This is a genomic window from Aeromicrobium sp. S22, from assembly GCF_009661045.1.
Lineage (GTDB): Bacteria > Actinomycetota > Actinomycetes > Propionibacteriales > Nocardioidaceae > Aeromicrobium > Aeromicrobium yanjiei.
In genome coordinates, this window is sequence record NZ_WJWV01000002.1 from 266,753 (window position 1) to 291,839 (window position 25,087).

The window sequence follows — 25,087 nt, forward strand, 5'->3', positions numbered from 1 at the left end:
CGTCATGATCGTATTCCGGGCGGACAGTTTTCTGCCTCGCCCCGCTGGTCCGGGGATCGGCGGTCCCCGTCACTGCCAGAGGTAGTCGGCGCTGTCCTCAGGCGTTCGTGACTCGCTCGGACCGAGGTGCCTCGGCAGGTCGAGCGTGGCGCACTCCCCGTGCGAGGACTTGCGCAGCGTGCGGGCAGCCTCGTCCCGCCGGATGAGCACCTGCTTGCCGCAGATCTCGTCGACCCCCACGTAGTGCTTCGCGATGAGCCGGCGGGTCTCCCCCGACGCGTCCATCCCGAAGATCGTCGCCTCCTGCCACTCCACGATCCAGGTGGGACGGCGACTCGAGGAGCGCAGCATGTCGCGCAGCCGCTCCTCGGCGTTCGGCACGGTGCGGACCATCTGCGTCCACGAGTACGGGTAGGGGGTGGTCATGTCCGCGTAGTAGAGCAGGTTCGCACGGGCGTACAGCACGTAGAGGGTGTCGTCGGGGCGCGCATTGCTCTGCAGGTAGTCCGCGACCGCCAGGGTCCGCTGCTGCGGAGGGTTGACGGTCTGCAGGGTCGTGCCCACGGCCACGTTGCCGACCGCGAGCACGAGGACCAGCGCCGCGGTCGCACTGGCCAGGATGCGACGTCCCGTCACGGCCAGGGCGCAGCCCGACAGCACCGCCAGTGCGGCCACGGGCTGGATGAAGTAGTGGGGGTAGTAGTTGCCTCCGCCCGCGACCGCGAGGAATCCCAACGCGAGCCACGCCGTCAGCGGGAGCACGAGCTGCGGGTCGGCCCGGCGGCGCACCAACCAGGCCACGGACCACGGCACGAGGAACACGCAGCCCGAGACGATCAGGATCGGCAGCCCGAGGCGCACCAGCATGAAGCCGGCCCCCTGCGGAGCGCCGGTGATCTCGGCGATGCTGTCGAGCCTGAAGCCCGCGGCGGCGTACACGAAGCCCCTGACGCCGACCGAGTACGCCTCGAACCACGCGAACGTCACCAGGACCGGCGTCGCCACACCGCCGAGCCACCAGCCGAGCCAGGACCACCGGAAGTCAGAGCGCGCCCGGGTCACCCAGCTCACGAGCAGGAACACCGCACCGGCCACCAGCACCTCGGCGAACGACTGCTTGACCAACAGGGCACACGTGGCCAGGGCGCCCGAGACGAACAGCCACCGGTGGGGCACGACCGCGTCGCGAGCCCGCATGAGGGCGAGGATCGAGTACGTCGCAGGGACGCTCGCGATGAGCTCGTTGTCGGTGAACACCGCCCCGAGGACGACCGACGAGGTCATGACGGCGGTCAGGATGCCCGCGATGCGCGCCGCCCGGGCCCCGCTGATGCGGTGCGCGATCGCCATGGTCCCCGCGACGAGCAGGACCGCCGCGACCATCCCGACCAGACGCACCCCGAGATCACCTCCGAGCACGCCGATCTTGTAGACCAGCACCAGCAGCGGTGGGCGGTCGAGCCAGGATCCGCCGTACATCGAGCCGTCCGTCGAGCCCCACGCACGGGCGACGAACGAGCCGCCGCCCTCGTCGATGCCCAGGGGGACGTTGATGAAGGGGGTGCGCAGCAGGACGACGACGCCGGCGCACAGCAGCCACCACCGGATCAGCGAGTCGCGCGTCCGCGGGGTCGGCACCTCGACCCGCTCGTCCAGCACCGTCACGCCGCGGACCTCCCGGGTGGGTGGACCGTGAGGCGGCCGAGGCGCACCGCGGCCCAGGCGATGGCCAGGCCGGCCACGTCGTCGAGCACGTAGTGCCACCCGAGGTAGATCGTGGACACCATGACCGCCACGAGGTAGAGGACCATGAGGTTCGCGGCCCGGCGCAGGCCGTAGTAGCGCAGCATCAGCAGGACGAGGAACGTGAAGCCGGTGTGCAGGCTCGCGAACGCACCGATGCTGGCGAACGAGCCGGCCGCGCCCGGGTCGAGGAGGAGCTCGGAGCGCTCGGCCATGTACGTGGCCTGGGTCGCGGTGACGCTCGTGCGGTCCAGCCCCGCGAACTCCTGCGGCACGGCGTCGAACGGGCCGATCGCCGGGATCAGGTAGTAGGACGCGACGCCGAGGATCCAGACCCACATCGCGGAGGTGAGGAACACGTAACCCTCACGCATCCGCGGCGCGAGGACGAGGGCGGCGACGAACGAGATCGGCACCATGACCGAGAACGACTCGTAGATCGCCCGGAAGACGTGCGGGGCCACGTCCCGGCCGAAGAGGTCGTGCAGCAGCACCGCCGGGCTGTGGCCGAAGAAGAGCCACCGGTCGCTGTCGACGAGCGCGTCGTCGTGCTGGGTCCGGAAGGCGTTCCAGCTCTTGAGGTTGCGGTAGGACGCGTAGACGAGGTGGTACGCCAGGAGGCCGGTGACCGCGAGCAGCACCCGGTCCCGCGTCCACCGCGTCGAGATGGCCTCCCGCGTACGACGCAGGCTCCAGCCGCCGCGCCGGGCCCGGACGACCCCGTCGAGGACCATCAGGACGACGAGGATCCCGAGCGAGAGCGCGATGCGGGACATGAAGACCCGCCCGTCGGGATCACGGAACGGCACGTCGACCTGGCGCGAGCGCCACAGGGCGACCGCACCGAAGACCACCACCACTGCCCACGTCGGGACCCACCAGCGCGATCCCTGGACCCGCGGGCGCACCGTCGTCCCGGTCGCGGAGCCTGCCTGGGACACGATGGGGGTCACCTCGATCTCGGACGTCGTGCGGGTGCGTGCCGGGCCCGATGGAGCACCCGGGATCACGATACGGCCTCGGATCGCCTTGATGGGGGGTTCACGCGGGCGCAGATGCGACGTGCCGTTCCCGGCTCCTCAGGCAAGGATGGGGCGATGCGCACCGTCTTTCACACCGCAGACCCCGACGTCGAGTCGTACCGGCTGCTCACGGCCCTCGTCGTCCCCCGCCCGGTCGCCTGGATCTCGACGCTGTCCGCGGAGGGCATCGGCAACCTCGCGCCGCACTCGTTCTTCAGCGTCGCGTGTGCGAACCCGCCGATCGTCTCGTGGACCTCGGTCGGCCGCAAGGACACGCTCGCGAACGTGCTGGCGACCGAGGAGTTCGTCGTGAACCTCGCGACGCTGCCCCAGCTCGACCTCGTCAACGCGAGCAGCGCAGCGTTCGCACCAGACGACGACGAGGCGGTCCGGCTCGACATCGAGATGGAGCCCAGCGACAGCGTCGCCCCGCCGCGTGTCGCCGGATCGCCCGCTTCGCTGGAGTGCCGGCTTCACTCCACGATCGAGCTCGGTGACTCCGTGCTGGTGCTCGGCGCCGTCGTCGCGATCACGGTCGACGACTACGCCTTGGTGGAGGGACACCCGGAGATGGCGCGTCTTCAGCCCGTCTCGCGCCTCGGCAAGGACGAGTGGGGGCTGCCACCCACGGTGCACGCGACACCTCGTCCCCGCCGGCCGGAGGACGTCGGACGGCTGACCACGCCGCCGGCCTGACCTACTCTGACCACATGAGCCATGCCGCGGAGCAGTTCTGGATCTGTCGCACCTGCGCCGTGGAGCACGCCGACCGGGTCGACGTCTGCGCGATCTGCGACGACGAGCGCCAGTACGTCCCCGCCGGAGGTCAGGAGTGGACCACCCTGGACCAGATGACCCACGAGGGGTGTCGCGCCGAGCTCGTCGAGCTGGAGCCTGATCTCTGGGGCATCACGACGTCGCCCGACGTCGGCATCGGCCAGCAGGCGAAGCTCGTGCGGACCCCCGACGGAAATCTGCTGTGGGACCCCGTCGGATTCGTCGACGACGACATCGCTCGACGCGTCCGCGCCCTGGGCGAGGTGCGGGCGATCGTCGCGAGCCACCCGCACATGTTCGGCGTACAGGTGGAGTGGAGCAGGCGTCTCGGTGGCGCAGCGGTGCTGGTCGCCGAGGCCGATCAACGCTGGGTCGCCCGCCCCGACGCGATCATCGAGACCTGGGCAGACGACGTCGAGATCCTGCCCGGGGTCACCCTGACCCAGCCGGGCGGTCACTTCCCCGGCAGCGCCGTGGCCCACTGGGCAGCGGGAGCCGAGGGAAAGGGAGTGCTCCTGGCCGGCGACACCGTGGCGCCCAACCCGGACCGCCGCTCGTTCAGCTTCATGCGCAGCTTCCCCAACCGCCTCCCGCTCTCCGGTGCCGTGGCCCAGCGGGTCACCACACACCTCGAGGCGTTCGCCTTCGACCGGGTCTACGGCAACTTCGGCCGCAACCTGATCGCCGCCGACGCCCGCGCGATCATGCGCTGGTCGGCGGACCGGCACGCCGACTGGGTCAACGGCGTGCACGACGACCTCACGTAGGTCGCCGCTCCGGTCAGAGCCCGGTGACGACCTCGTTCTCGCCGCCGTCATAGGGCTTGCCGGTGAGCTTGGACTTGGCGAGGCTGATCAGCGTCGAGACACGTCCGCCGGGGTTGTCCCAGTACTCCGCGGTGCTCGCGTCGAACCGCACCAGGACCGCGTTGGGGTCCTTCGGGCCCTCAGGCAGCCAGGCCTCGGCGAAGGTGCTCCACAGCTCCTCCAGTTTGGCGGTGTCGTCGACGATCTCAGCGGTGCCCGACAGCGACACCCACGAGTTGTCGGTGGAGACAGTCACGGCGGCCGTCGGGTTGGCACGCAGGTGCTGGGCCTTGCGGGAGTCGCGCGTCGCGATGAACCACATCTCGACGTCGAGGTCGACCTCCTGGCGCGACATCGGTCGGCTGACGAGCGTGCCGTCGGAGTCGACGGTCGTCAACATGCAGAACCGGGAGTCCTTGGTCAGCTCGACCAGCTTCTCGACGTGCTCGCCGCGGGTCGTCATGCACTCAGCACGTCGACCGCCGACACGTCGCCGTCCTTGTCGTAGATGGCCGCGGCGAGCTTGTCGACGTGCTCGGGAGCCACCTGGATCTCGGCCTCGTCGAAGCCCTTGCGCAGCTCCTTCTCGACGAATCCCTCCTCGGCACCGTCCTGGTAGGCCGAGACGCGGTTGACGACGAACTGGATGGCTTCGATCTCTTCGCTCTGGTAGTCACTCATGGCTCGCAGGTACCCAGCCGACCGTCGGTCAACCGGCCCAGGAGCCGCGGCCTCCCCAGAACGAGTCGCCGTGCCCGCCCCGCCCGCCGGGATCGCGCGATCCGAGATAGGAGCCCACCACCGCGGCACCGAGATCGTCGAGCTCGGGCGCGACGACCGACCCGCCCACACGCCGTGCCATCGAGTCGATGAATCGGGCCAGGCCCGGGTCGTCCCCCAGACGAAAGAAGGTGGTCTGGGCACCCAGGCGCATCGAGTTGTCCAGCTCGCGCACGGAGAGCGCGACGGTCACGGGGTGCGGTGGATAGCTGAAGAACACGTCGCCACTGGACTCCAGGTGGGAGGTCGGCTCGCCGTCGGTGACGATCAGGAGCACGGGCTGGGCGTTGGGGTGCTTGCGGAAGTGCCGGTTGGCGAGCAGCAGCGCGTGGTGCAGGTTGGTGCCCTTGTCCCACAGCGCGTCGAGCCCGGTGAGCTGCTCGATGTCCATGACCTCCGCGTGGCGCCCGAAGCCGATGAGCTGCAGGTCGTCGCCGCGGAAGCGGCTCGTGATGAGGGTGTGCAGCGCGAGGGCGGTGCGCTTCATCGGGACCCAGCGTCCGTCCATCGCCATCGAGAAGGAGGTGTCGACCAGGAGCGCGACACAGGCCTGGGTACGGGCCTCGGTCTCCTGGACCTCGACGTCGCCGATCTCGATGTGGACACCGGCCGCCGTCGAGCCGCCCTCACCGGCCGTGCGGGTGATCGCGTTGGTGATCGTGCGGGTGACGTCCCACGGCTCGGTGTCCCCGAAGGCCCACTCGCGGGTCGCGCCCGAGCGCTCGCCCGCGGCGCCGGCCTGCCGCAGGTCGCGGTTGCCCTGCCGTCCTGACATCTTGTCGGCCACGTCGCGCAGGAGCGCCTTGCCGAGCTGACGCATCGCCTTGGGGGTGAGCTTGAGCTGGCCGTCGGTGCCGCGCTTCACCGTCCCGGAGTCACGCAGGGCCCTCTCCAGGGCCTGGAGGGTCTTGGCGTCCACCGCAGCCTCGTCGCCGAGCTGACGGGCGACCTTGTCCAGGTCGATGTCGTCCATGCGGGAGCCGTCGTACGACTGCGCGAGCTGCTCCGCGAGCTCGTCGAGGTCGGCGATGTCCTGGAAGACCCCCGTCCCGTCGCCGAGCCCGAGCCCTTCGTCGCCGTCCATGCGCTCGGAGCCTCCCCAGTCCTCGCCGGGGCGCAAGGACTGCAGGTTGGCGTCGAGCTCGGCGAGCGACTGCATCAGCTCCGGAGAGCCGAACGCCTGCTGCGCGAGCGCGTCGAGCTCGGCCCGCTGCTCGGCCGTCATCGAGTTGCGCATGCGCTGTGCCGCGGCGGCCCGCTCCGCCAAGGTGTCGAGGAGCTCCTGGATCGTGGCGGGCTGCTCGGGGAAGTAGCCGCCGTGCTTGGCCATGAACTCCTCGAACTGCTCCTGGGTGTCGACGCCCCTGCGGTGCGCGTCGAGCAGCGTGTTCAGATCGCCGAGCATCTCCTGGATCGCGGCCCGGTCCTCGTCCGTCGCGTTCTCGAGGGCGTCCTTCATGCCCGCGAAGCGTTGCTCGAGCATCTCGCGGCCGAGGAGGTCCTTGATCCGCTCGAAGTCCGCGCGCGCCTCCTGGCTCCTCCACTCGTAGCCGCCCAGCTCGCTGACCGCGGCGGCCGGGGACGCAGGGAGGTGGTCCAGCTGCATCTCGGCGAGCATGCGATCGCCGTCGTCGATGTCCACGTCGCGGGCCAGCTGCTTGCGCTCGGCCAGGACCGCGCGGTCGAGGAGCTCCTTGACCTCCTGCAGCGTGCCGTCGAGGTGGTGCCGCTCGGCCAGCTCTCGCCGACGCTCCGCGACGCGGCGAGCGAGCTCGTCCAGTCCGGCCTGGTCCTTGCCGCCACGGCGCAGGAACTCGCGCATCGCGCGCTCAGGGGAGTAGCCCGCCATGACCTCCTCGCCGATCGCGTCGAGCGCCTCGGTCAGGTCGACAGGTGGGGCGAGCGGATCGGGTCCGTCGACGTACTTGCCGTAGCGGGCGTCCCGCGTGAGGCGACGGTTCTGCCTAGCCATAGATCGTCTCGCCGCCCCCGCTGTCCTTGCTCACCCTCCGGGCGAGGTAGAGCCCTTCCAGGGCCAGCTCGATCGCGCCGGCCCGCTGGCCGTCATTCGTCGCGCCCAGCCGGTCGCACACCTCGTCGTACAGCTCGGACTCCCCCAACACCGGCAGCCCGGCGAGGAAGTCGCGTGCGGTGACCTGCTCGCCGGTGGACACCATCGCACCGCCCTCGATCGCGTCCACCAGGACCGCGAGGTCGATGCCGCGGAAGTGGCTGCGGACCGTCTCGGCCGTGGCCGTCCGGAGCAGGTGGTCGAGGATCTCGTCCTCGCGACCCTCCTCGCCCGACTCGAACTCGATCTTGCCGCCCAGCACGTCGACCGCGGTCTCGAGGTCCACCGGACGCGCCACCGGGACGTCCTCACCCTGTCGCGTCGCCCGGTGCAGCGCTGCCGCGGCGATCGTCTCGGCACCTGCGATCGCGAACCGGGCGCTGACGCCGCTGCGCTGGTCGACCGCGCTGGACTCGCGCAATGCCTTGGTGAAGCGCGCCAGGATCTCGACGAGGTGGTCGGGCACGTCCGCGACGAGCTCGGCCTCCTGACGGATCACCGCCACCTCGTCGGCCAGCTCTGTCGGGTAGTGCGTGCGGATCTCGGCGCCGAAGCGGTCCTTCAGGGGTGTGATGATCCGGCCGCGATTGGTGTAGTCCTCGGGGTTGGCGCTCGCCACGACGAGCACGTCGAGCGGCAGGCGCAGCACGTAGCCGCGGATCTGGATGTCGCGCTCCTCCATCACGTTGAGCATCGCGACCTGGATGCGCTCGGCGAGGTCGGGCAGCTCGTTGATCGCCACGATGCCGCGGTGACTGCGCGGGATCAGCCCGAAGTGGATCGTCTCCGGGTCACCCAGGCTGCGTCCCTCGGCGACCTTCATCGGGTCGACGTCGCCGATCAGGTCCGCGACGCTGGTGTCAGGGGTCGCGAGCTTCTCGGCGTACCGCTCGTCCCGTCCGCGCCAGCTGATGGGCAGCTCGTCGCCCATCTCCTCGGCCCGGCGCCGGCTGGCGGTCGTGATCGGCTCGTACGGGTGCTCGCCCAGCTCGGAGCCGTCGATGACCGGCGACCACTCGTCGAGCAATCCGACCATCGTGCGCAGCAGACGCGTCTTTCCCTGGCCGCGCTCCCCGAGCAGGACGATGTCGTGGCCCGCGATCAGGGCCCTTTCGAGCTGCGGGATCACGGTGGACTCGAACCCGTGGAGCCCGGGCCACGGATCACGTCCCTCGCGGAGCGCGGAGAGCAGGTTGTCGCGGATCTCGGCTCGGAGGGACTTCAGGACGTGGCCGGAGGCGCGCAGCTCACCGACCGTGGCGATGGAAGGAGGGGTCACGTGATCCACGCTACTGCGGCACCTGTAGCCGGCAGGGTGACTGTGCGGGGCCGGTCGTCCCGCGTGGCCCGGGACCAACGCCCCTGCCAAAAAAATAATTCTGGGACCCGTGCGCCCTCGACCGCCGCGATGCCAGCCGACAACGGATTTCGGGCGTAGCCTTATTGAACGTGTTAGGCCGTAGCACGATCGAGGGAGACAGTCATGGACGCATCCAGGCCGGGGAGCGCAGGACGGTCACGAGACCACACAACGATGCATGTGCCGGCCCGGGTTCCGGACGCGGCCTACTCGCACGACCGATTGCGGGACCTCGTGCGGATCAACCACGAGCTCACCAGCAGCCTGGACATGGCCGAGATCCTCCAGCGGATCGTGGAGGTCGGCAAGGAGCTGCTCGACGCCCGCTACGCGGCGATCGGGATCCTCGGCGATGAACGGCGGATCAAGGAGCTGATCCACGCCGGGATGGAGCAGGAGGTGGTCGACATGATCGGCCGCGTCCCGCAGGGCAGGGGTCTGCTCGGAGCCATGATCGACGATCCGCGCCCGGTCCGGCTCTCGTTGGTCGACGCCGACGAGCGGTCGGTGGGGTTCCCGCCGCACCACCCGCTGATGCGCAGCTTCCTCGGCGTGCCGATCAAGGTGCACGACGCGCTCTACGGGACCCTCTACATCGCCGACAGCCGGACGGAGACGTTCACCGCAGCTGACGAGGAGCTGGCCGAGGCGCTCGCCGCCACCGCCGGGATCGCGATCCAGAACGCGCGGCTGTTCGACGCCTCGACCTACCGCGCGACCTGGTCGTCGGCCCTCGCCGACATGGCCCGCAGGCTCGTGGAGCACGACGACGAGGACCAGATCGGCCACATCGTCGACGAGGTGCGCACGCTGGCCGGGGCCGATCTGGCGTTCGTCGCGCTGGTCACGAGCGAGGGGCACGCCGTCGTCGAACGCGCGTCCGGCGATGACGCCGGCGACCTGAGCGAGCTCTCGTTCCCGTTGAACGAGATGGTGCTGACCGAGGCGATCTTCCGGGGTGAGTCGGTCCTCGCCGACGGCGTGAGTCGTGCGGGGCTGGGCGGACTGGCCATCCCTGCGCTGTCCGGGCCGTCGATGATCGTGCCCTTCACCCGGCACGACCAGCCGCCCGGTGTGCTCGTGGTGTGCCGTGAGGTCGGTGGGGGTGCCTTCGGCGGACGCGACCTGGAGATGGGCAAGTCGTTCGCGACGCACATCAACGTGTCCCTGCAGCGCCGCGAGCTGCTGCGGAGCCAGCGCCGGGTTGCCGTCCTCGAGGACCGCAACCGGATCGCCCGCGACCTCCACGACCACGTGATCCAGCGCCTGTTCGCGACCGGTCTCAATCTCGAGGGAGTCGGCGCGATGCTCGGCGGCGACGCCGCCGAGCGCATCTCCCGCCAGGTCGACGAGATCGACGGCGCCATCGCGCAGATCCGGCAGAGCATCTTCGCGCTGCGCCATGACGAGGGGCCGGGTGCGGTCAATCTCCGCACCCGGATCCTGCAGATCATCGACCGGGTGACCGGCCAGTCCCCGGGCACGACCCATGTGGTCCTCGCCGGGCCCGTGGACACCGTCGTGTCGGGCACGCGCAGGGACGACGTGGCCGCGGTCGTCACCGAGTCGCTCATGAACGTCGTCCGTCATGCCGAGGCCACCAGGGTCGACATCGCCGTGACGGTCACGCCCCATGAGGTCAGCGTCGAGGTCACGGACGACGGGATCGGTCCGGGCCGGGGCAACGAGCTGAGCGGCCTGGCCAACCTCCGCCGCCGTGCGGAGGCCCTGGGCGGGACGTTCGCACTGCAGGAGGCTCCCGGCGGAGGCACCCAAGTGGCCTGGGCAGTGCCCATCTGACGTCGCGGGACCGGTCAGCCGGCATGTCGTCCCACGGCCGGCATCGACCACCCGCGCGGATCCGAGACCCGCATGACCACCCCGTTGCCGTCGACCTCCACCACCGGGCTGGACGTCTGCCGGCGGAGGTCGAGGAGGGTGGGATCGACGTCCCGCCCCCCGCTCTGGACGACCATGCGGTCCGAGCACGCGCTGACCTTGGCCAGGGAAGCGGACGGGACCCCGCTCAGGTCGTCGACCGGGATCGGGCACGGCCGCTCGAGCCGCGACCGCGGACGTACCCGGACGGCACGGACACTCGCAGGCATGAACAGTGCACAGTCGAGCGCGTACGCCATCGCGCCGGAGAACTCATCGCCCAGCACCACCACGGTGATGACCGGCTGACGGCCCGGGTCGGGTGGTCGTGCGAACGTCCCCGGACGCCCGAACCGCTCAGTCATGCCGCCATCCTGCGTGCCACTCCCCCGTGCCGTTCTGGGCCGCCTCGACCTTCTTCGCCTCGCCCGACCCGGACTCGGGCTCCTCGAGCAACCGGCTGGCGAAGACTGCTGCCTGGGTGCGCCGCTCGAACCCGAGCTTGGCCAGCACGTTGGACATGTAGTTCTTCACGGTCTTCTCCGCGAGCTTGAGACGCTCGCCGATCTGTCGATTGGTCAGCCCCTCGGCGACCAGCACCAGGATGCGGCGTTCCTGCGGGGTCAGCCGCTTGAACTCGTCCGGCTCCTCCGGACTGCCGACGCGGAGCCGCTCCATGACCTTCGCCGTCGCGAGCGGATCCAGGAGGGAGCCGCCCCCCGCGACGTGGCGCACCGCATCGACGAGCTCCTGCCCCCTGATCTGCTTGAGCACGTAGCCTGCGGCGCCCGCGACGATGGCCGAGAACAGCGCGTCGTCGTCGTCGTACGACGTGAGGATGATCGCGCCGATCTCGGCCTGCCGCGACCTGATCTGCCGGCAGACCTCGATCCCGCTCCCGTCCGGCAGGCGGCCGTCGAGGACTGCGACGTCAGGCTTCACGGCCGGGATCCGCGACAGCGCCGCTGCAGCCGTGCCTGCCTCGCCGACGACCACGATGTCACCGTCTCGCTCCAGCAGCTCCTTGACGCCCGCCCGTACCACCTCGTGATCGTCCAGCAAGAACACACGAATCATGACCGCTCCCCCTCCGAACCGCGTGGCGTGTGACGTAGTTCGCTCATTGACTGTGACACCTGCGCCACTATCTGGCATCTGGGCCGCGATCACGAGTCGGTGGGAGTTGCCGCCGCCCCGTTCCTGCAGGCTCCAGACCATCCCGGGCGTGCTCTGGGGCATAGGGCCTAACGTCCCCCCTGAACCTGCTCGCACGAGTTGGGCCGCGGCACGATCACCGATGACATTGGTCCCTTGAGCGGCTCGCCTCGCACCTTCACAGTGGAACCCGAGACGACAGCACCACCGGCCCATCCAACGGTGCTCTCGATCTCCTCGACCGCCCCACGCGCCCCTCCCTCGGAGCACGTGGGGCGGCCGTGCGTCGCCTCCTTCGACCCGCGTCCGTCGACGTCCCTCAACAGGGTCCGCAGTCCCTGGTCGCTGGGACGTCCGGCCGCTGCCTGCGGGGCGGACGAGTGCGAGCGTGAACGCGGGACGCGCACGCGCCCCTCCCCTGCCAGAGTGAGGACCTGCCATGACCCCCAGCATCGTTCGACGTCCACAAGGACCCTTCACGGACCTGATGGACTGGCTCGACGGTGAGGTCCGCCGCGTGGGCGTGTCTCCCGCAGTCCCGATCGAGGACTTCGTGGAGGACGGTCAGTACGTCGTGCGGGCCGAGCTGCCGGGCGTCGACCCGGACAAGGACGTGAGCGTGACCGTCGAGGGCGACATCTTGACGATCCACGGCGAGCGGCACGAGGAGAAGAAGGAGAAGAACCTCCAGGAGCACCGCTACGGATCGTTCACCCGCAAGGTCCGCGTACCGACGGGCACCGTGGCGTCAGAGGTGAAGGCGACGTACACGAACGGGATCCTGGAGGTCCGTGTGCCCGTCAAGACCGCTGACGACCAGGCGCAGAAGGTCACGATCGAGCGAGGCGAGTAGGCCCGATGAACCTGCCAGCCAATGAGCGCCCCGTCGTGGTCGGTGTCCGCGACCAGCAACCGGGGGTGCTGGACTTCGCCCGCGAGCTCGCCAGGCTCTACGAGACCCGCCTGCGTGTCGTCCACGCGTGCCAGATCCCGTATCCGTACGCGTTCTCGCCCCTCTCGGTGGGCGACCTGCCGGACAGCATCGTCACGGCTGCGCGCAAGACGCTGACGGACGCCGAGAAGCACCTCGAGGCCGACGAGCCGCAGCCCGACATCGCGTACGAGCTGGTCGCCGGCTTCCCTCCCGCGGTGCTCGGATCCGAGAGCGACGGCGCGAAGTCGGTCGTCGTCGGCACCGACGACGTCGGGTGGCTGGACCGGCTCACGGGTGAGGCGGTCACCAACTTCCTCGTCCTGCACGCCCACAGCCCGGTCATCGTGGTCCCGCCCGGGGTCGACAGCTTCGAGGTCGAGCAGATCATCGTCGCGGTCGACACCCAGACGTCGGCGTCCGGCCCCGTGCAGTTCGCGTTCGAGCTGGCCGACAAGATCTCGGTCGACCTGCGCGTCCTGCACGTGATGCGCCACCGGGAGGCGGCCAAGGACATCGAGATGTCACGGGTGCACCTGGCCGAGGTGCTGGCGGGCTGGTCGGAGACCTATCCGGACCTGAACGTCACGTCCGAGCTGATCGAGGGCAAGGATCCTGCGGACGAGACCCTGGCCGTCGCGGGCGACGGCGCCCTGGTGGTCGCCGGCCGTCCGCACTCGGGCGCCCTGCGCGGGTGGCGGGCGCCCGTGGCCCGCGCACTGGCCCGCGCCGGGCGACGGCCCGTGGCAGTGGTGCCCCCGGACTACACGGTCTGACCACACCGCCGCGAACGACGTCCCGTCAGGATCGACGGGACGTCGTTCGCGCGTGACGGGCCGTGCTCGTGCCGGTCTCCCGTGCGGCGCGGCCGATCTCGAGATGCTTGTGGACCGCCACGACCGCGGAGACGACCACGGCCACCGCGAGGATCCGCAGCCAGCTGTCCCACCCGATCGGAGCGGTCTGGAACAGCGTGTTCATCGCCGGGACGTACGTCAGGCCGAGCTGGCCCACGGCCTGCAGCGCGACGCCAGCCACCAGGTAAGGGTTCGCGAACAGGCCCGCGGTCCAGCCGGGACGTCGAAGCGAGCGGCAGCTGAACAGATAGAACGCCTCGACCATGACGAAGACGTTGACCGCGGCCGTCCGGCTCGCGTCGATCGACGCCCCTGCGTCGCGCTCGGAGCGGTAGACCCACCACGAGCCCGCGAGGAGCAACAGGGAGACGAGCACGGTCCGGATCGCCTCGGGACGTCCGAAGATCGGCGCGTGCGGGTCCCGCGGTGGACGCGCCATGATGCCGGGCTCCTTGGGCTCCCACGCCAGGGTCAGTCCGAGGAGCACCGCGGTCGTCATGTTGATCCACAGGATCTGGGTGGGCAGGATCGGCAGGTCGGTGGCGAGCAGGATCGCCACGAGGATCACCAGCCCCTCACCGAGGTTGGTCGGCAGGGTCCAGACGATGAACTTGGTGAGGTTGTCGAACACGCCGCGCCCCTCCTCGACCGCAGCCTCGATCGTCGCGAAGTCGTCGTCGGTGAGCACCATGTCCGCGGCGTCCTTGGCCGCCTCGGTGCCGACGACTCCCATCGCGATGCCGATGTCGGCCTGCTTGAGCGCCGGCGCGTCGTTGACCCCGTCCCCCGTCATCGCGACGACGTGGTCGCGTGACTGCAGGGCCTTCACGAGCCTCAGCTTCTGCTCGGGGGTGACCCGTGCGAACACCGAGGCCCGCTCGACCGCCTCCGGCAGACCGCTCTCGTCGATGCGTTCGATCTCACCGCCGGTGAGGACGCTGCCGTCGCCGTCCTCCCGCAGGATCCCGATGTGGCGGGCGATCGCCGCGGCCGTCGTCGCGTGGTCACCGGTGATCATCTTGACCGACAGGCCGGCCTCGTGGCACGACCGCACGGCGTCAGCGGCGGTCGCCCGTGGCGGGTCGATCATCGCCTCCAGCCCGGTGAAGACCAGGCCGTGGACCTCGCCGCGCACGAGCCCGTCGAGGGCGTCGTCCTCGGGGTTGCGCTGGAACGCCGTGGCAAGCACCCTCATGCCCTGCTGCGCGTATCCCTCGGCCGCAGCCATCACGGCGCCCTCGTCGAGGGGCTCGGTGGTCCCGTCGGCGGCCATCTGCTGTGTGCTGACGTGGAGGACCCGCTCCACGGCGCCCTTGACCATCAGCAGCCGGTCGCCGGTCTGCGGATCCACGTGGGTCGTGGCCATGTACTGCCGCTCCGAGCTGAACGGCAGCGACCCGACCCGCTCGAGACCGCGCGGCTCGATGCCGTGGTGCTGCGCGACCGTCAGCATCGCGGTCTCGGTGGGATCGCCCGACGGCGTCCCGTCCTCGGCCATCCACGCGTCATTGCAGTTGGCGCCGACCAGGAGGCACCAGTGGACCGCACCACCGACCGAGCCGGGCTGGCTCGCCCGGTCTCCCGCGACGGCGACTTCCCCGTCGACCGTCCAGACGCTCTGGACCGTCATCCGGTTCTCGGTCAGCGTCCCGGTCTTGTCCGAGCAGATCACGGTCGCGCTGCCCAGGGTCTCCACCACCGGGAGCCGGCGGATCACGGCGCGCCGCCGCGCCATCCGCGACACCCCGATCGCCAGGGTGATCGCCACCGCGGCCGGGAGACCCTCGGGGATGGCACCCACCGCGAGGGCCACGACGGCCACGAACATGTCCGTCGCCGACTCACCCTGGGCGACGCCGGCGATGAAGGCGATCACTGCCAGGGCCAGGATGACGACGGTCAGCTGGGTACTGAACTTCGCGAGCTTGCGGGTCAGCGGGGTGGCCATCGTCTCGGTGCTGCCCACCAGGCGGTGGATCTCGCCGAGCTCGGTCTCCCCGCCGGTCCCGACCACGATGCCGGACCCCGACCCGCTGGTGACCAACGTGCCGGAGAAGGCCATGTTGACCCGGTCGGCGACCGCGGTCTCGGTCGGCAGGAGGAGGTGCCCCTTCTCGACCGGCAGGGACTCCCCCGTGAGCGCCGACTCGTCGACCTTCAGGTGGCTCTCGCTGATGAGACGCACATCGGCCGGCACCCGGTCCCCCGCCTCGATCAGCACGAGGTCACCCGGGACGAGCTCCTCCGACGGGATTCTCTGCTGCGCGCCACTGCGCACGACCGTCGCGCTCGTGTGGACCATCGATCGCAGCGCCTCCAGCGCCGACTCGGCCTTCGACTCCTGCACGAAGCCCAGGATCGCGTTGATGACCACGACGCCGAAGATCACCGAGGAGTCCACCACCTCGTCCAGCAGCAGCGTGACGATGCCAGCCACGATCAGCACGATCACCAACGGGCTGTTGAGCTGGCGCAGGAACCGGCGTACCGCCCCTTCGCCCTTCGCCTGCGGGAGGCTGTTGGGTCCGAACCGCTCGAGCCGGCTCCGCGCCTCGTCCCGGTCGAGCCCCGTGCGGTGATCACTCTCCAGGAGCAGCAACGCCTCGTGAGCGGTGAGGTCGTGGTAGGTCTGCACGTCGCCTGCTGCACCTGGGGCCATGCCCGCAAGTCCAGCCCGGGCCCCCGTCCCGACCCAGAGGCGATGGTCCTGCGGGGGGATCCCCCCGGCGCGCAGGGCCGTTGGTCACTACGCGGCGCACGCACCGGGGCGGAAAATGGACTGTCCAACCCCAACCAGGGAGCTGTGATGGACGCTGTGACCCACCGCCTGAAGATCGCCGACCTCGCCGGCCGTCTGATATCCGAGTTCGAGGGGATCCTCGTGCCCGGTCAGGTCATGCGGCTGGTCTACCAAGCCGATCGGCTCGTCCTGCGATCCGCGAGCAGCACGGACGACCCGGTCGTGCTGTGCGAGCAGATCGCCAGACGGCTGCTGGACGACCGGGTCGTGCACGAGGCGCGCCGCCGCACGGTGGCCTGAGCGCCCTGGCACCACGCCGATCGCTCACCACACCGAGCCGATCACCACGAACGCCAGGCTGAGCACGAGCAGGATCCCGACCAGCGGCAGGACGAATCGCAGGTAGTGGTCGTAGCGGACCTTGGCCAGCGCGAGACCGCCCATGACCACCGCGGAGGTGGGCGTGATGAGGTTGATCAGGCCCGACGCCGACTGGTATGCCGTGACGACCACCGCGCGGTCGACGTTGGCGAAGTCCGCCAACGGGGCGAGGATCGGCATCGCGAGGGCGGCGTGTCCCGACGACGACGGGACGAGGAAGGCCAGCGGCAGGTTGATCAGCAGCATGAGCGCCCCGAACACACCCGACGAGGTGTTGTTCACGATGTTCTCCATCGAGTGCAGGATCGTGTCGGTGATCTCTGAGTTGTTCATGATGACCGTCACGCCGCGTGCCAGCACGATGATCAGCCCGACGCCGATGAAGTCGCCGGCTCCTCTCACGAGGGTGTCCGTCATCCCCTTCTCGCCCATGCCGCCGATCAGGCCGACCACGATCGACATCACGATGAACAGGGCCGCGAGCTCGGGGAAGTACCAGTCGAGCTGCCACCCGTAGCTCTCGGCGTTGGGGCCGTTGATGATCTGCGCCCAGGGCACGATCGAGAAGATCATGAACACGAAGGTGAGTCCCACGACGGTCAGCACGATCTTCTCGCGCGTCGGCAGGGCTCCGACCTCGCGCAGGCCTTGGGAGCGCAGCTCCTCGTCCTCGTCAGCCACCCCGACCCGTGAGGCGGCCGGGTCGGCCTTGACCTTGCGCGCATAGCGCAGGACGTACCAGATCCCGATCGGGACCAGCACGATGTACATGATGAACCGCAGGACGATGCCGTCGCCGATCGAGATGTCGGCGGCGTCCGAGGCGACACCCGTCGCGAAGGGATTCACCGTCGACGCCAGCACGCCGATGCCGGCGCCCACCAGGATGATGGATGCCGCGACCAGCCGGTCGTAGCCGAGGGCGAGGATCAGCGGGACCACCAGGGCGTAGAAGCCCAGCGTCTCCTCCGCCATGCCCTCCGCGGTGCCGCCGATCGAGAACAGCACCATGAGCACGGCGATCAGGAGGGATCCCCGCGTGCTCATGCGCTGGGCGATGCGCGCCACGCCGTTGTCGATCGCCCCCGTGCTCATCGACATCGTGATGAAGATGCCGATCGCGACGACGAAGAAGAACACGCCGGCCGCGCCGTACAGCTCACCGGTCTCGTTGGGACCGATGAAGCCGTCCGAGTTGAGGATGCCGTAGAGGCCGTTCACCGGCGCCAGGAACAGCTGCATCAGGCGATCGAGGAACGACAGGCCCGCCTCGGTGCGCTCATAGCTGCCCGGGATCGGACGACCGGTGTCCTGATTGGTCTGGTAGCTCCCGGTGGGGATCACGAACGCCAGGAGCCACACCGCGACCGTGACGGCGAACAGCACCGTGAACGCGCTGGGGAAGCGCAGGGTCTTGCCGCCGGTCCCGCCGTCCCCCTGCCCGCCTCCGTCCGACGTGCCCGATGCGCCCTTGCCCTTGTGCGTGGCGGCCATGGTGAGGTCCTCTCCGTACGGATGATCGGATGCAGATCAGGCAAGCAGCGCGACACGCACGGAGGATGAGGCTTTGCTCCCTCCCGCGCAGGACCTTCGGCCCTCGCATCGTCCGTGTGCGCCCGCGAGGCTGGCGGGCAAACGAGACGGGATATCAACATGAACCTGCACGTCGATTCTGAAGTGGGCACGCTGCGGCAGGTCATCCTGCACCGCCCCAACCTGGAGCTCAAGAGGCTCACCCCGAGCAATCACGACGAGTACCTGTTCGACGACGTGCTGTGGGTCAAGCACGCCAAGCAGGAGCATGACGCGTTCGCCGACACGCTGCGCGACGCAGGTGTCACGGTGCACCTGCTCGGCCAGCTGCTCGAGGAGACGCTGGCCCTGCCGGACGCACGCAAGTTCGTGCTGGAGCGGACGCTCGACGAGCGGGTCTACGGTCCGCTCGCGGTCGGTGCCCTGCTCCCGGTGTTCGACGGCCTGGACGATGCGACCCTCGCGACGCACCTCATCGGCGGCATGACCAAGCGTGAGCTGCTGGAGCACACGCAGGAGCCGTCGTCCCTGGTGGTGCAGGCGCTCGAGCTGGACGATCTCCTGCTGCCGCCCCTGCCCAACCACCTGTTCACCCGCGACACCTCGGCCTGGGTCTACGACGGCGTGTCGATCAACACGATGCGCAAGCGTGCCCGAGCGCGGGAGACGATCCACTACGAGGCGATCTACCAGTGGCACCCCACGTTCGCCGATGCGCAGTACGCCGAGTGGGCCGACGGGACAGCGGGGGACGCGACCACCGAGGGCGGCGACATCCTCGTGCTGGGTCGCGGCGTGGTCCTCATCGGCATGAGCGAGCGCACCACGCCCCAGGGCGTCGAGCGGCTCGCGCGCCGGCTGTTCGAGGCGGGCAGCGCGACCAAGGTCGTGGCGATCTCCATGCCCCAGCAGCGTGCGTTCATGCACCTCGACACCGTGATGACGATGGTCGACGACCACACGTTCACCAAGTACGTCGGCATGGGGATGCTGCCCTCGTACACCGTCGAGCCCGACGACAGCGAGTCCGGCCTGAAGGTCACGAGCCACGCGCCGGAGGAGATGCACGACGCGATCGCATCGGCCCTCGGACTGGACTCGATCCGGGTACTCACCGCGACGCAGGACGTGCACGCGGCCGAGCGTGAGCAGTGGGACGACGGGTGCAACGTGCTGGCCCTCTCCCCCGGCGTCGTGGTCGCGTACGAGCGCAACGTCACGACCAACACGTACCTGCGCAAGAACGGCGTCGAGGTCATCACGATCCAGGGCAATGAGCTCGGACGTGGTCGCGGCGGCCCGCGCTGCATGTCGTGCCCCATCGAGCGAGAAGGTATCTGACCATGGCGTTCAACCTGCGTAACCGCAGCTTCCTCAAGGAGCTGGACTTCACCCCCAAGGAGTGGAAGTTCCTGATCGACCTCGCGGCCGAGCTCAAGCTGGCCAAGTACACCGGTGCGGAGCAGCCGCGTCTGACCGGCAAGAACATCGCGCTGATCTTCGAGAAGACGTCCACGCGCACCCGGTGCTCGTTCGAGGTCGCGGCGTACGACCAGGGCGCCCAGGTGACCTACCTGGACCCTCAGGGCTCTCAGATCGGGCACAAGGAGTCGATGGCCGACACGGCCCGGGTGCTGGGCCGCATGTTCGACGGCATCGAGTACCGGGGCGCGGCACAGGAGAACGTGGAGGTCCTGGCCAGGTACGCGGGCGTGCCGGTGTGGAACGGACTGACCGACGACTGGCACCCCACGCAGATGCTGTGCGACATGCTGACGATGCGCGAGAACTCCCCCAAGCACGACGGCGAGATCGCCTTTGCCTACCTGGGCGACGCGCGCAACAACATGGCGAACTCGCTGCTGGTGAGCGGGGCGATGATGGGGATGGACGTACGCATCGTGGGGCCCGAAGAGCTGTGGAACGACTCCGAGATCATCGACCAGGCCAAGGCCATCGCGGACCAGACCGGCGCCCGCATCCTGCACACCGCGGACGTCAAGGAAGGCGTGGCCGGCGCCGACTTCCTGTACACCGACGTCTGGGTGTCGATGGGTGAGCCCGTCGAGGCGTGGGAGTCGCGCATCCAGCAGCTCAAGGACTACCAGGTCAACTCCGCGGCGATGAGTGCCACGGGCAACCCGAACGTGAAGTTCATGCACTGCCTGCCAGCCTTCCACGACCGGCACACGAAGGTCGGCGAGGACCTGTACCAGAAGACCGGCATGGAGGCGCTGGAGGTCACCGACGAGGTCTTCGAGTCCCCCGCCTCGATCGTGTTCGACCAGGCCGAGAACCGGATGCACACGATCAAGGCCATCCTCGTCGCGACGTTGGGCAGCTGACATGCGGATCATGGTGGCCCTGGGCGGCAATGCGCTGCTGCAGCGCGGACAGAAGCCGGATGCGGAGGTCCAGGAGGAGAATGTGCGGCGCGCCGTCGCCGCGCTCGCTCCGTTGAGTGCCCAGCACGAGCTGATCGTGACGCACGGCAACGGGCCGCAGGTCGGCGTCCTCGCGCTGCAGTCCGCCTCCGACCCCAACCTCACGTCGCCGTACCCGTTCGACGTCCTGGGCGCACAGACCCAGGGCATGATCGGCTACTGGCTGCTGCAGGCGATGCAGAACGAGCTGCCCGGCCGGCAGGTCGCCGCGGTGATCAACCAGACGCTTGTCGAGGCCGGGGACCCCGCCTTCGACAACCCCACGAAGTTCGTGGGCGAGATGTACACGGAGGAGGAGGCCAAGGCCGTGGCCGCGGAGCGCGGGTGGGTCGTCAAGCCGGACGGCTCCAGCGGCTGGCGGCGGGTCGTCGGCTCGCCGCGTCCGCAGCGGGTCGTGGAGACCCGCCTCATCCGGAAGCTGCTGCAAAGCGATGCCGTCGTGGTGTGCGCCGGAGGCGGCGGCGTGCCGGTCATCCGCGACGAGGAGGGACGCCTGCGGGGCGTCGAGGCGGTCGTCGACAAGGACCTCACCAGCTCGGTGCTGGCCGAGGCGCTGGACGCCGACTTCCTGATCGTGGCGACCGACGTCCCTCAGGTCATGAAGGACTTCGGCCAGCCCACCGAGGAGCCGATCCTGCGCGCGACACCGGCGGGTCTCCGGGCCCTCGACCTGCCCGCCGGCTCGATGGGTCCCAAGGTCGAGGCGGTGTGCCGCTTCGTTGAGCTGACCGGCGGTGCGGCGGCCATCGGGGCGCTGGACCACACCGTCCAGATCCTCGCGGGCGAGTCGGGCACCATCGTGACGCCGTCGGGGACGTACGACCCTGCCCTTCTCCGCGCCACGAAGTCACACTCCACGGTGTCGGCCACCCAGGGAGGACTGGCCAGCTGACGCACCCGTCGCCGAGGTCCCCGCTCCGACAGGGGCGGGGACCTCTCTGCGCGGGCCGACGTGACGACGTCCCACCGGTAGGTGGGCTGCGGTCGTCAGCCTTCGAACTCCTCGAGTGTCGAACCCGGCCGCGAAGCACGTGGCACCGCCGTGAAGCCGACGCCGTCTGTGCCGATCGTGAGCGCGGGCTGCGGCAGGAGCTGGACGTCATATGGCGTCTGACGCACGTTGCAGCCGCCGACGTCCCGGTCCCGGGTGACCACCAGCTCGTCGGACGTGTCGGCACCGAGCGCCTCGGGCGTCACCTGGTCGCCGGTGGCCTCCGGCAGCTCCTTGGTGTACGAGAACTCGTGCCCGCGATGGGTGAGGAACGCTGACAACCGCGCGTCCATCTCGAACCATGCCTTGCTCCTCGCCGCGGCCGGCAGCACCACCGTCACGTGGTGGTCGAGCACGGCGACCGCGTCACGCACGGTGTGCGTCCGTTCATTCAGCTCCCCCTTGATCCGCGTGCGCGCCTCCAGCACGACCAGGGGACCGAGCTCGGTCGTCAGGTCGCACCGCCGCTGGTCGGGACTGCCGGTCGTCCGCACCTGCACCTTCACCTCGCCGTCCTTCACCGTGCTCGACTTCGCGACCTCGGTTCGCCCGCGGAGCGCGAGCGCGGGCATCTCCAGGCGGGATTCGATCGGCACCGGGATGGTGAAGGTCTGTGCGGTGGCGTTGTCGTCGCTGTCGAACCACGACGGGTTGGCGATTGCGAAGACCGCGACGAGGAGCACCGTCACGCCGAGCAGCGCCAGGGCTCCCTTCGGCACCCACGAGCGAGCCATCACGCGTCGCGCCGCGTCGCGCCGCGTGTCGTTCCAGTACGACTGGACCAGCTGGTTCATGATGCGCGGACCGTGTCCTGGAAGTTGATGAACGCACGGGTCTGCCCACCGGTGCCGTGCACGGTCAGCGGCGTCGCGATCGGGGTGAACGACTGGACCCCGAGCTCGTCGTCCATGCGACGGCGCACGAGATTGTCGACGATCGTCACGTCATGGCCTGCGCGTGAGAGGTGGACGGCGCTGGGCCAGCCGCAGAATCCGTCTCCGCCGAGCACTACTACCTTCATGGGCTATCCCCCGGTCGACTCGAACACTGAACGTATTTCTCGTCCCTCCGGACGACCACGGGACAGCGTCCCCATGCCGAGGGACCATGTGCCCACAGCGCCCCTCGGGGGCCGACGCGGTGGGCGCTTTGACCCCGGACGCCCTGTCCGGGCGCGGCTAGCGTCGGTGCATGGACATACGGCCCTTGTGGCTGGCCGCGCTCGGCGGCGCGCTCGGCGGGGCTCTCGGCGCGGCCCCACGGGGTGGTGGTTCCTGCGCCGTACGAGGGCGTATCCGGCCCCAATCGGTGGCGTACGTACCGCGCGAGGGGGAAACGGTGGCGTACGCACCGCGCCCGGGGGGAGACTAGGTGCGCTTGGCTGACGGCACGTAGTCCGGCGTGCGCCCGGCTGCGATCAGGATCGGGACGAGCGCCTCCGTGAAAGCGGTCTTCCCCGAGCCGACGGGACCGCCGATGCGATCCTCAGTGCGTTGTCGTTCATGAGTCCTCTTCCGTGGTCGTGGTCGACATGCGGTGCAGCTCAGCTGGCGAACAGCCGCGCGTCGGCTCGTTCGTGACGGGCCGACATGATGTCGGCGACGGGAGCGCATCCGCCGAGGTCCTGCAGGTCACGCTCGACCGCGTCGAGGGCGACGCGCTCGATCACCGGGGCGATGTCGTACAGCACGACCTGGGCGTGCCGCTGGTCCGTGAGCCGGAGCCGCAGGGCGGCGCCCACGAAGCTGACCGCGTACGCGAACAGGTCCGACGCGACCGCCGACCGGGTGGTGAGCCCGGTGGACGCGTAGACGACGGCCGTCGCGACCGGCTGGCATCCCGGTGTCGCCCGGGCGGTCACCCGGCCGGCGTACTCCGCGATGCCGTCGCCGCCGACGACCTCGCCGGCCATGTCGATGAGCTGATGACCACTGCGCACCGAGGCCCGGCGCATCTCGGCCGTGAGCTTGGACGCGAAGAGGCGTTGATCAGCCTCCTGCACCCCGTCCCAGTCAGTGGCCCTCGCGGCCCGGTGCGCGACGGCCAGAGCCGTCGCGTCCCCGGGACCGAGCGCGTGGACGAGCAGGTCCTCCAGCAGGTCGCGCACGTCACCGCGGTCGACCAGCCCGGCCTGGCTGTAGCCCTCGAGTCCGTGCGACATCGTGTAGAAGCCGCTCGGGAAGGCCGAGTCCGAGAATTGCAGGCTCGCGAGCAGCTGCCGCAGGTCTGAGGCGTCCATGGCCGTCTCACGCGAGGAAGAACAGCTGCGTCACGGGCAGCGTCTCGGCCGGTTCGATCGTGGCAACGGTCCCGTCGTAGGTCGCGGCGTAGGTCTTGTCGATCTCGCGTGGAGTGAGGTTCATGGAGGTCTCCGGCTTCTGCTCCGTCGGACCGACCGGGGACTCCCCCGACGGGTTGCTACACGTGCACTCTTCTTGGCCGCTGGGCCGCAAGGTAGGGCCGTTGGACCCCGAGCGCGCCACGGCGGAACCGCTCGGGCGGCCGGAGCGGAGCGCCCGGCGCGTCAGGACGGCCTCGCCCAGGTCTCCGAGATCCATCAGGTCGGGGTCCGGCTCGACCGCGTCCGCCGCGCCGGGCGCGTACGCCGCGGCGAGCGCGTCGAAGCTCCGCACGGTCTGCTCCTCGACCTGCGCCCACTGCCGAAGACGCACAGCTGTCACGACCCCGTCTGTCCCCGCCCGAGGCCGGACCCCGTGCGACGAGGATCACCTGCTGTGGGTGACGACCGCCGCCCACGGGACGCATAGCGTCACCGAGGAGGTTCGAGCGGAAGGTGCCGAGATGGCTACGCGACGCAAGCCGGACGCTCGGCACGCGGGGGACGCCTACGGCGAGACACGGTGGCCCATGGCGGTGGCGGTGGTGGTTGCCATGGTGATCACCGCCCTGCTCCCGGACACCCTGAGGCTGTCTCGGCCATGGGTGCTGCCCACTGTGTGCGGGCTGCTGCTCGCAGCACTGCTCGCCGGCGACCCGGGGCAGATCTCGAGACGGACCACGCTGCTCCGTATCGCATCCGTCGCGCTGAGCGTCGTGCTGTCCTTGGGAGCGATCTGGTCGACGATCCAGCTCGTCGATGACATCTGCAGGGACGGTCACGAGACCGATTCGGCGGTGGAGCTGCTGCAGGCGGGCTCGTGCGTCTGGCTCGGCACCGTCATCGCGTGCGCGGTTCTCTACTTCGAGCTCGACTGCGGGGGCTCCGCAGCTCGCGCCGAGCGGATGCCGCGCTACCCAGACCTGGCGTTTCCGCAGCAGCTCAACCCCGGGGTGAGTCCCGAGGGGTGGCGCCCGCGCTTCGTCGACTACCTCTACCTCGGCCTGACCAACGCCACGGCGTTCAGCCCGACCGATGTCATGCCGCTCGTGCCGTGGGCCAAGGCCATCATGTCGATCCAGGCGCTGATCTCACTCATCATCACCGGCCTCGTCGTCGCCCGGGCGGTGAACGTCCTTCAGTGACGTCGCATCCTCTGACACGTACGACGGCCAGGAACAACGGCTCCCCGGGCGGGGCCGAAGGTCCCCCTGCTTCGTGATCCGTCGGTCCTTTTCACCGCGTGGGTCAACGCCAGGCCGGAGGGATCACACGTTCTG

General features: G+C 69.7%; 24 protein-coding genes. 10 read left to right on the plus strand and 14 right to left on the minus strand.

Annotated features, from left to right (window positions below; translation table 11 throughout):
- Positions 1–69 precede the first annotated feature (69 nt).
- Together GEV27_RS09980 and GEV27_RS09985 are read right to left on the minus strand one after the other, a co-directional pair.
- Positions 70–1,665: a glycosyltransferase family 39 protein gene (locus GEV27_RS09980; protein ID WP_153934174.1), complete on the minus strand. Its 1,596-nt coding sequence runs from the start codon at positions 1,663–1,665 to the stop codon at positions 70–72.
- Positions 1,662–2,696: a phosphatase PAP2 family protein gene (locus GEV27_RS09985; RefSeq protein WP_153934175.1), complete on the minus strand. Its 1,035-nt coding sequence runs from the start codon at positions 2,694–2,696 to the stop codon at positions 1,662–1,664. The genes GEV27_RS09980 and GEV27_RS09985 overlap by 4 nt, the downstream gene beginning before the upstream one ends.
- Before the next feature lie 144 nt (positions 2,697–2,840).
- Between GEV27_RS09985 and GEV27_RS09990 the strand changes: the two genes are divergently transcribed.
- Both GEV27_RS09990 and GEV27_RS09995 read left to right on the plus strand, forming a co-directional pair.
- Positions 2,841–3,461: a flavin reductase family protein gene (locus GEV27_RS09990; RefSeq protein WP_153911314.1), complete on the plus strand. Its 621-nt coding sequence runs from the start codon at positions 2,841–2,843 to the stop codon at positions 3,459–3,461.
- A gap of 14 nt (positions 3,462–3,475) precedes the next feature.
- The gene (locus tag GEV27_RS09995) at positions 3,476–4,309 is read left to right on the plus strand and encodes a hydrolase (protein ID WP_153934176.1); all 834 of its coding nucleotides are present in this window, start codon (positions 3,476–3,478) and stop codon (positions 4,307–4,309) included.
- A 13-nt stretch (positions 4,310–4,322) separates the two neighbouring features.
- Here the strand turns inward: GEV27_RS09995 and GEV27_RS10000 are convergent, their stop codons facing one another.
- Genes GEV27_RS10000 through GEV27_RS10015 form a run of 4 tightly spaced genes read right to left on the minus strand, consistent with a single transcriptional unit; the run spans position 4,323 to position 8,478 of the window.
- Positions 4,323–4,811 carry a pyridoxamine 5'-phosphate oxidase family protein gene (locus tag GEV27_RS10000; RefSeq protein ID WP_153934177.1) on the minus strand — a complete coding sequence of 163 codons (489 nt, stop codon included), beginning with the start codon at positions 4,809–4,811 and terminating at the stop codon, positions 4,323–4,325.
- The gene (locus GEV27_RS10005) at positions 4,808–5,029 is read right to left on the minus strand and encodes a hypothetical protein (RefSeq protein WP_153652670.1); all 222 of its coding nucleotides are present in this window, start codon (positions 5,027–5,029) and stop codon (positions 4,808–4,810) included. Before GEV27_RS10005 ends, GEV27_RS10000 begins: the two co-directional genes overlap by 4 nt.
- Before the next feature lie 28 nt (positions 5,030–5,057).
- Positions 5,058–7,100, minus strand: coding sequence for a VWA domain-containing protein (locus GEV27_RS10010; RefSeq protein ID WP_153934178.1), 2,043 nt, complete (start codon positions 7,098–7,100; stop codon positions 5,058–5,060).
- Positions 7,093–8,478: a magnesium chelatase gene (locus tag GEV27_RS10015; RefSeq protein WP_153652668.1), complete on the minus strand. Its 1,386-nt coding sequence runs from the start codon at positions 8,476–8,478 to the stop codon at positions 7,093–7,095. The genes GEV27_RS10010 and GEV27_RS10015 overlap by 8 nt, the downstream gene beginning before the upstream one ends.
- Before the next feature lie 261 nt (positions 8,479–8,739).
- On the opposite strand from GEV27_RS10015, the gene GEV27_RS10020 reads away from it, so the two are divergent.
- Positions 8,740–10,359 carry a GAF domain-containing protein gene (locus GEV27_RS10020; RefSeq protein ID WP_194944178.1) on the plus strand — a complete coding sequence of 540 codons (1,620 nt, stop codon included), beginning with the start codon at positions 8,740–8,742 and terminating at the stop codon, positions 10,357–10,359.
- Positions 10,360–10,373: 14 nt separating this feature from the next.
- On the opposite strand, the gene GEV27_RS10025 is transcribed toward GEV27_RS10020, so the two are convergent.
- Complete coding sequence (locus GEV27_RS10025; RefSeq protein ID WP_153652666.1) at positions 10,374–10,802, minus strand: hypothetical protein; 429 nt, start codon at positions 10,800–10,802, stop codon at positions 10,374–10,376.
- A complete protein-coding gene (locus GEV27_RS10030; protein ID WP_153652665.1) occupies positions 10,795–11,514 on the minus strand; it encodes a response regulator transcription factor in 720 nt (239 codons plus the stop codon). The genes GEV27_RS10025 and GEV27_RS10030 overlap by 8 nt, the downstream gene beginning before the upstream one ends.
- A gap of 517 nt (positions 11,515–12,031) precedes the next feature.
- Here GEV27_RS10030 and GEV27_RS10035 point away from each other — a divergent pair.
- Together GEV27_RS10035 and GEV27_RS10040 are read left to right on the plus strand one after the other, a co-directional pair.
- Entirely contained in the window at positions 12,032–12,445 is a 414-nt protein-coding gene (locus tag GEV27_RS10035) for an Hsp20/alpha crystallin family protein (protein ID WP_153652664.1), read from the plus strand.
- A gap of 5 nt (positions 12,446–12,450) precedes the next feature.
- Complete coding sequence (locus tag GEV27_RS10040; protein ID WP_153652663.1) at positions 12,451–13,299, plus strand: universal stress protein; 849 nt, start codon at positions 12,451–12,453, stop codon at positions 13,297–13,299.
- Positions 13,300–13,324: 25 nt separating this feature from the next.
- Here GEV27_RS10040 and GEV27_RS10045 read toward each other — a convergent pair whose 3' ends face one another.
- Positions 13,325–16,039 (minus strand): HAD-IC family P-type ATPase, encoded by a 2,715-nt coding sequence (locus GEV27_RS10045; protein ID WP_153934179.1) that lies wholly within the window; start codon positions 16,037–16,039, stop codon positions 13,325–13,327.
- A gap of 147 nt (positions 16,040–16,186) precedes the next feature.
- Here GEV27_RS10045 and GEV27_RS10050 point away from each other — a divergent pair, with 147 nt between their 5' ends.
- Positions 16,187–16,420 carry a hypothetical protein gene (locus GEV27_RS10050; RefSeq protein WP_153652661.1) on the plus strand — a complete coding sequence of 78 codons (234 nt, stop codon included), beginning with the start codon at positions 16,187–16,189 and terminating at the stop codon, positions 16,418–16,420.
- A gap of 24 nt (positions 16,421–16,444) precedes the next feature.
- Here the strand turns inward: GEV27_RS10050 and GEV27_RS10055 are convergent, their stop codons facing one another.
- Entirely contained in the window at positions 16,445–17,995 is a 1,551-nt protein-coding gene (locus GEV27_RS10055) for a YfcC family protein (protein WP_153934180.1), read from the minus strand.
- A gap of 159 nt (positions 17,996–18,154) precedes the next feature.
- On the opposite strand from GEV27_RS10055, the gene GEV27_RS10060 reads away from it, so the two are divergent.
- The 3 genes from GEV27_RS10060 to arcC are packed head-to-tail and all read left to right on the plus strand — an operon-like array spanning position 18,155 to position 21,370.
- On the plus strand, positions 18,155–19,375 hold the full coding sequence (locus tag GEV27_RS10060) for an arginine deiminase (RefSeq protein WP_153911321.1): 1,221 nt from the start codon (positions 18,155–18,157) through the stop codon (positions 19,373–19,375).
- A 2-nt stretch (positions 19,376–19,377) separates the two neighbouring features.
- On the plus strand, positions 19,378–20,379 hold the full coding sequence (argF, locus tag GEV27_RS10065; RefSeq protein WP_153652658.1) for an ornithine carbamoyltransferase: 1,002 nt from the start codon (positions 19,378–19,380) through the stop codon (positions 20,377–20,379).
- Between the two features lies 1 nt (position 20,380).
- Positions 20,381–21,370 carry a carbamate kinase gene (arcC, locus tag GEV27_RS10070; protein ID WP_153911323.1) on the plus strand — a complete coding sequence of 330 codons (990 nt, stop codon included), beginning with the start codon at positions 20,381–20,383 and terminating at the stop codon, positions 21,368–21,370.
- Between the two features lie 95 nt (positions 21,371–21,465).
- Here the strand turns inward: arcC and GEV27_RS10075 are convergent, their stop codons facing one another.
- From GEV27_RS10075 to GEV27_RS10095, 4 genes are all read right to left on the minus strand, one after another.
- Positions 21,466–22,263 (minus strand): hypothetical protein, encoded by a 798-nt coding sequence (locus GEV27_RS10075; RefSeq protein WP_153934181.1) that lies wholly within the window; start codon positions 22,261–22,263, stop codon positions 21,466–21,468.
- Positions 22,260–22,490, minus strand: coding sequence for a hypothetical protein (locus GEV27_RS10080; RefSeq protein WP_208431046.1), 231 nt, complete (start codon positions 22,488–22,490; stop codon positions 22,260–22,262). The genes GEV27_RS10075 and GEV27_RS10080 overlap by 4 nt, the downstream gene beginning before the upstream one ends.
- A 522-nt stretch (positions 22,491–23,012) precedes the next feature.
- Positions 23,013–23,708: an urease accessory protein UreF gene (locus GEV27_RS10090; protein ID WP_153934183.1), complete on the minus strand. Its 696-nt coding sequence runs from the start codon at positions 23,706–23,708 to the stop codon at positions 23,013–23,015.
- Positions 23,709–23,715: 7 nt separating this feature from the next.
- Entirely contained in the window at positions 23,716–24,150 is a 435-nt protein-coding gene (locus tag GEV27_RS10095; protein WP_153911326.1) for a hypothetical protein, read from the minus strand.
- 121 nt (positions 24,151–24,271) lie between these two features.
- Between GEV27_RS10095 and GEV27_RS10100 the strand changes: the two genes are divergently transcribed.
- Positions 24,272–24,952, plus strand: coding sequence for a hypothetical protein (locus GEV27_RS10100; protein ID WP_153911327.1), 681 nt, complete (start codon positions 24,272–24,274; stop codon positions 24,950–24,952).
- The last annotated feature ends 135 nt before the right edge of the window (positions 24,953–25,087 follow it).

Bases quoted from the DNA above. Each gene is read 5' to 3' on its own strand.
- GEV27_RS09990 (WP_153911314.1), top strand. From the start codon at position 2,841: ATGCGCACCGTCTTTCACACCGCAGACCCCGACGTCGAGTCGTACCGG.
- GEV27_RS09995 (WP_153934176.1), top strand. From the start codon at position 3,476: ATGAGCCATGCCGCGGAGCAGTTCTGGATCTGTCGCACCTGCGCCGTG.
- GEV27_RS10000 (WP_153934177.1), bottom strand. From the start codon at position 4,811: ATGACGACCCGCGGCGAGCACGTCGAGAAGCTGGTCGAGCTGACCAAG.
- GEV27_RS10005 (WP_153652670.1), bottom strand. From the start codon at position 5,029: ATGAGTGACTACCAGAGCGAAGAGATCGAAGCCATCCAGTTCGTCGTC.
- GEV27_RS10010 (WP_153934178.1), bottom strand. From the start codon at position 7,100: ATGGCTAGGCAGAACCGTCGCCTCACGCGGGACGCCCGCTACGGCAAG.
- GEV27_RS10025 (WP_153652666.1), bottom strand. From the start codon at position 10,802: ATGACTGAGCGGTTCGGGCGTCCGGGGACGTTCGCACGACCACCCGAC.
- GEV27_RS10030 (WP_153652665.1), bottom strand. From the start codon at position 11,514: ATGATTCGTGTGTTCTTGCTGGACGATCACGAGGTGGTACGGGCGGGC.
- GEV27_RS10035 (WP_153652664.1), top strand. From the start codon at position 12,032: ATGACCCCCAGCATCGTTCGACGTCCACAAGGACCCTTCACGGACCTG.
- GEV27_RS10040 (WP_153652663.1), top strand. From the start codon at position 12,451: ATGAACCTGCCAGCCAATGAGCGCCCCGTCGTGGTCGGTGTCCGCGAC.
- GEV27_RS10045 (WP_153934179.1), bottom strand. From the start codon at position 16,039: ATGGCCCCAGGTGCAGCAGGCGACGTGCAGACCTACCACGACCTCACC.
- GEV27_RS10050 (WP_153652661.1), top strand. From the start codon at position 16,187: ATGGACGCTGTGACCCACCGCCTGAAGATCGCCGACCTCGCCGGCCGT.
- GEV27_RS10055 (WP_153934180.1), bottom strand. From the start codon at position 17,995: ATGGCCGCCACGCACAAGGGCAAGGGCGCATCGGGCACGTCGGACGGA.
- GEV27_RS10060 (WP_153911321.1), top strand. From the start codon at position 18,155: ATGAACCTGCACGTCGATTCTGAAGTGGGCACGCTGCGGCAGGTCATC.
- argF (WP_153652658.1), top strand. From the start codon at position 19,378: ATGGCGTTCAACCTGCGTAACCGCAGCTTCCTCAAGGAGCTGGACTTC.
- arcC (WP_153911323.1), top strand. From the start codon at position 20,381: ATGCGGATCATGGTGGCCCTGGGCGGCAATGCGCTGCTGCAGCGCGGA.
- GEV27_RS10075 (WP_153934181.1), bottom strand. From the start codon at position 22,263: ATGAACCAGCTGGTCCAGTCGTACTGGAACGACACGCGGCGCGACGCG.
- GEV27_RS10080 (WP_208431046.1), bottom strand. From the start codon at position 22,490: ATGAAGGTAGTAGTGCTCGGCGGAGACGGATTCTGCGGCTGGCCCAGC.
- GEV27_RS10090 (WP_153934183.1), bottom strand. From the start codon at position 23,708: ATGGACGCCTCAGACCTGCGGCAGCTGCTCGCGAGCCTGCAATTCTCG.
- GEV27_RS10100 (WP_153911327.1), top strand. From the start codon at position 24,272: ATGGCTACGCGACGCAAGCCGGACGCTCGGCACGCGGGGGACGCCTAC.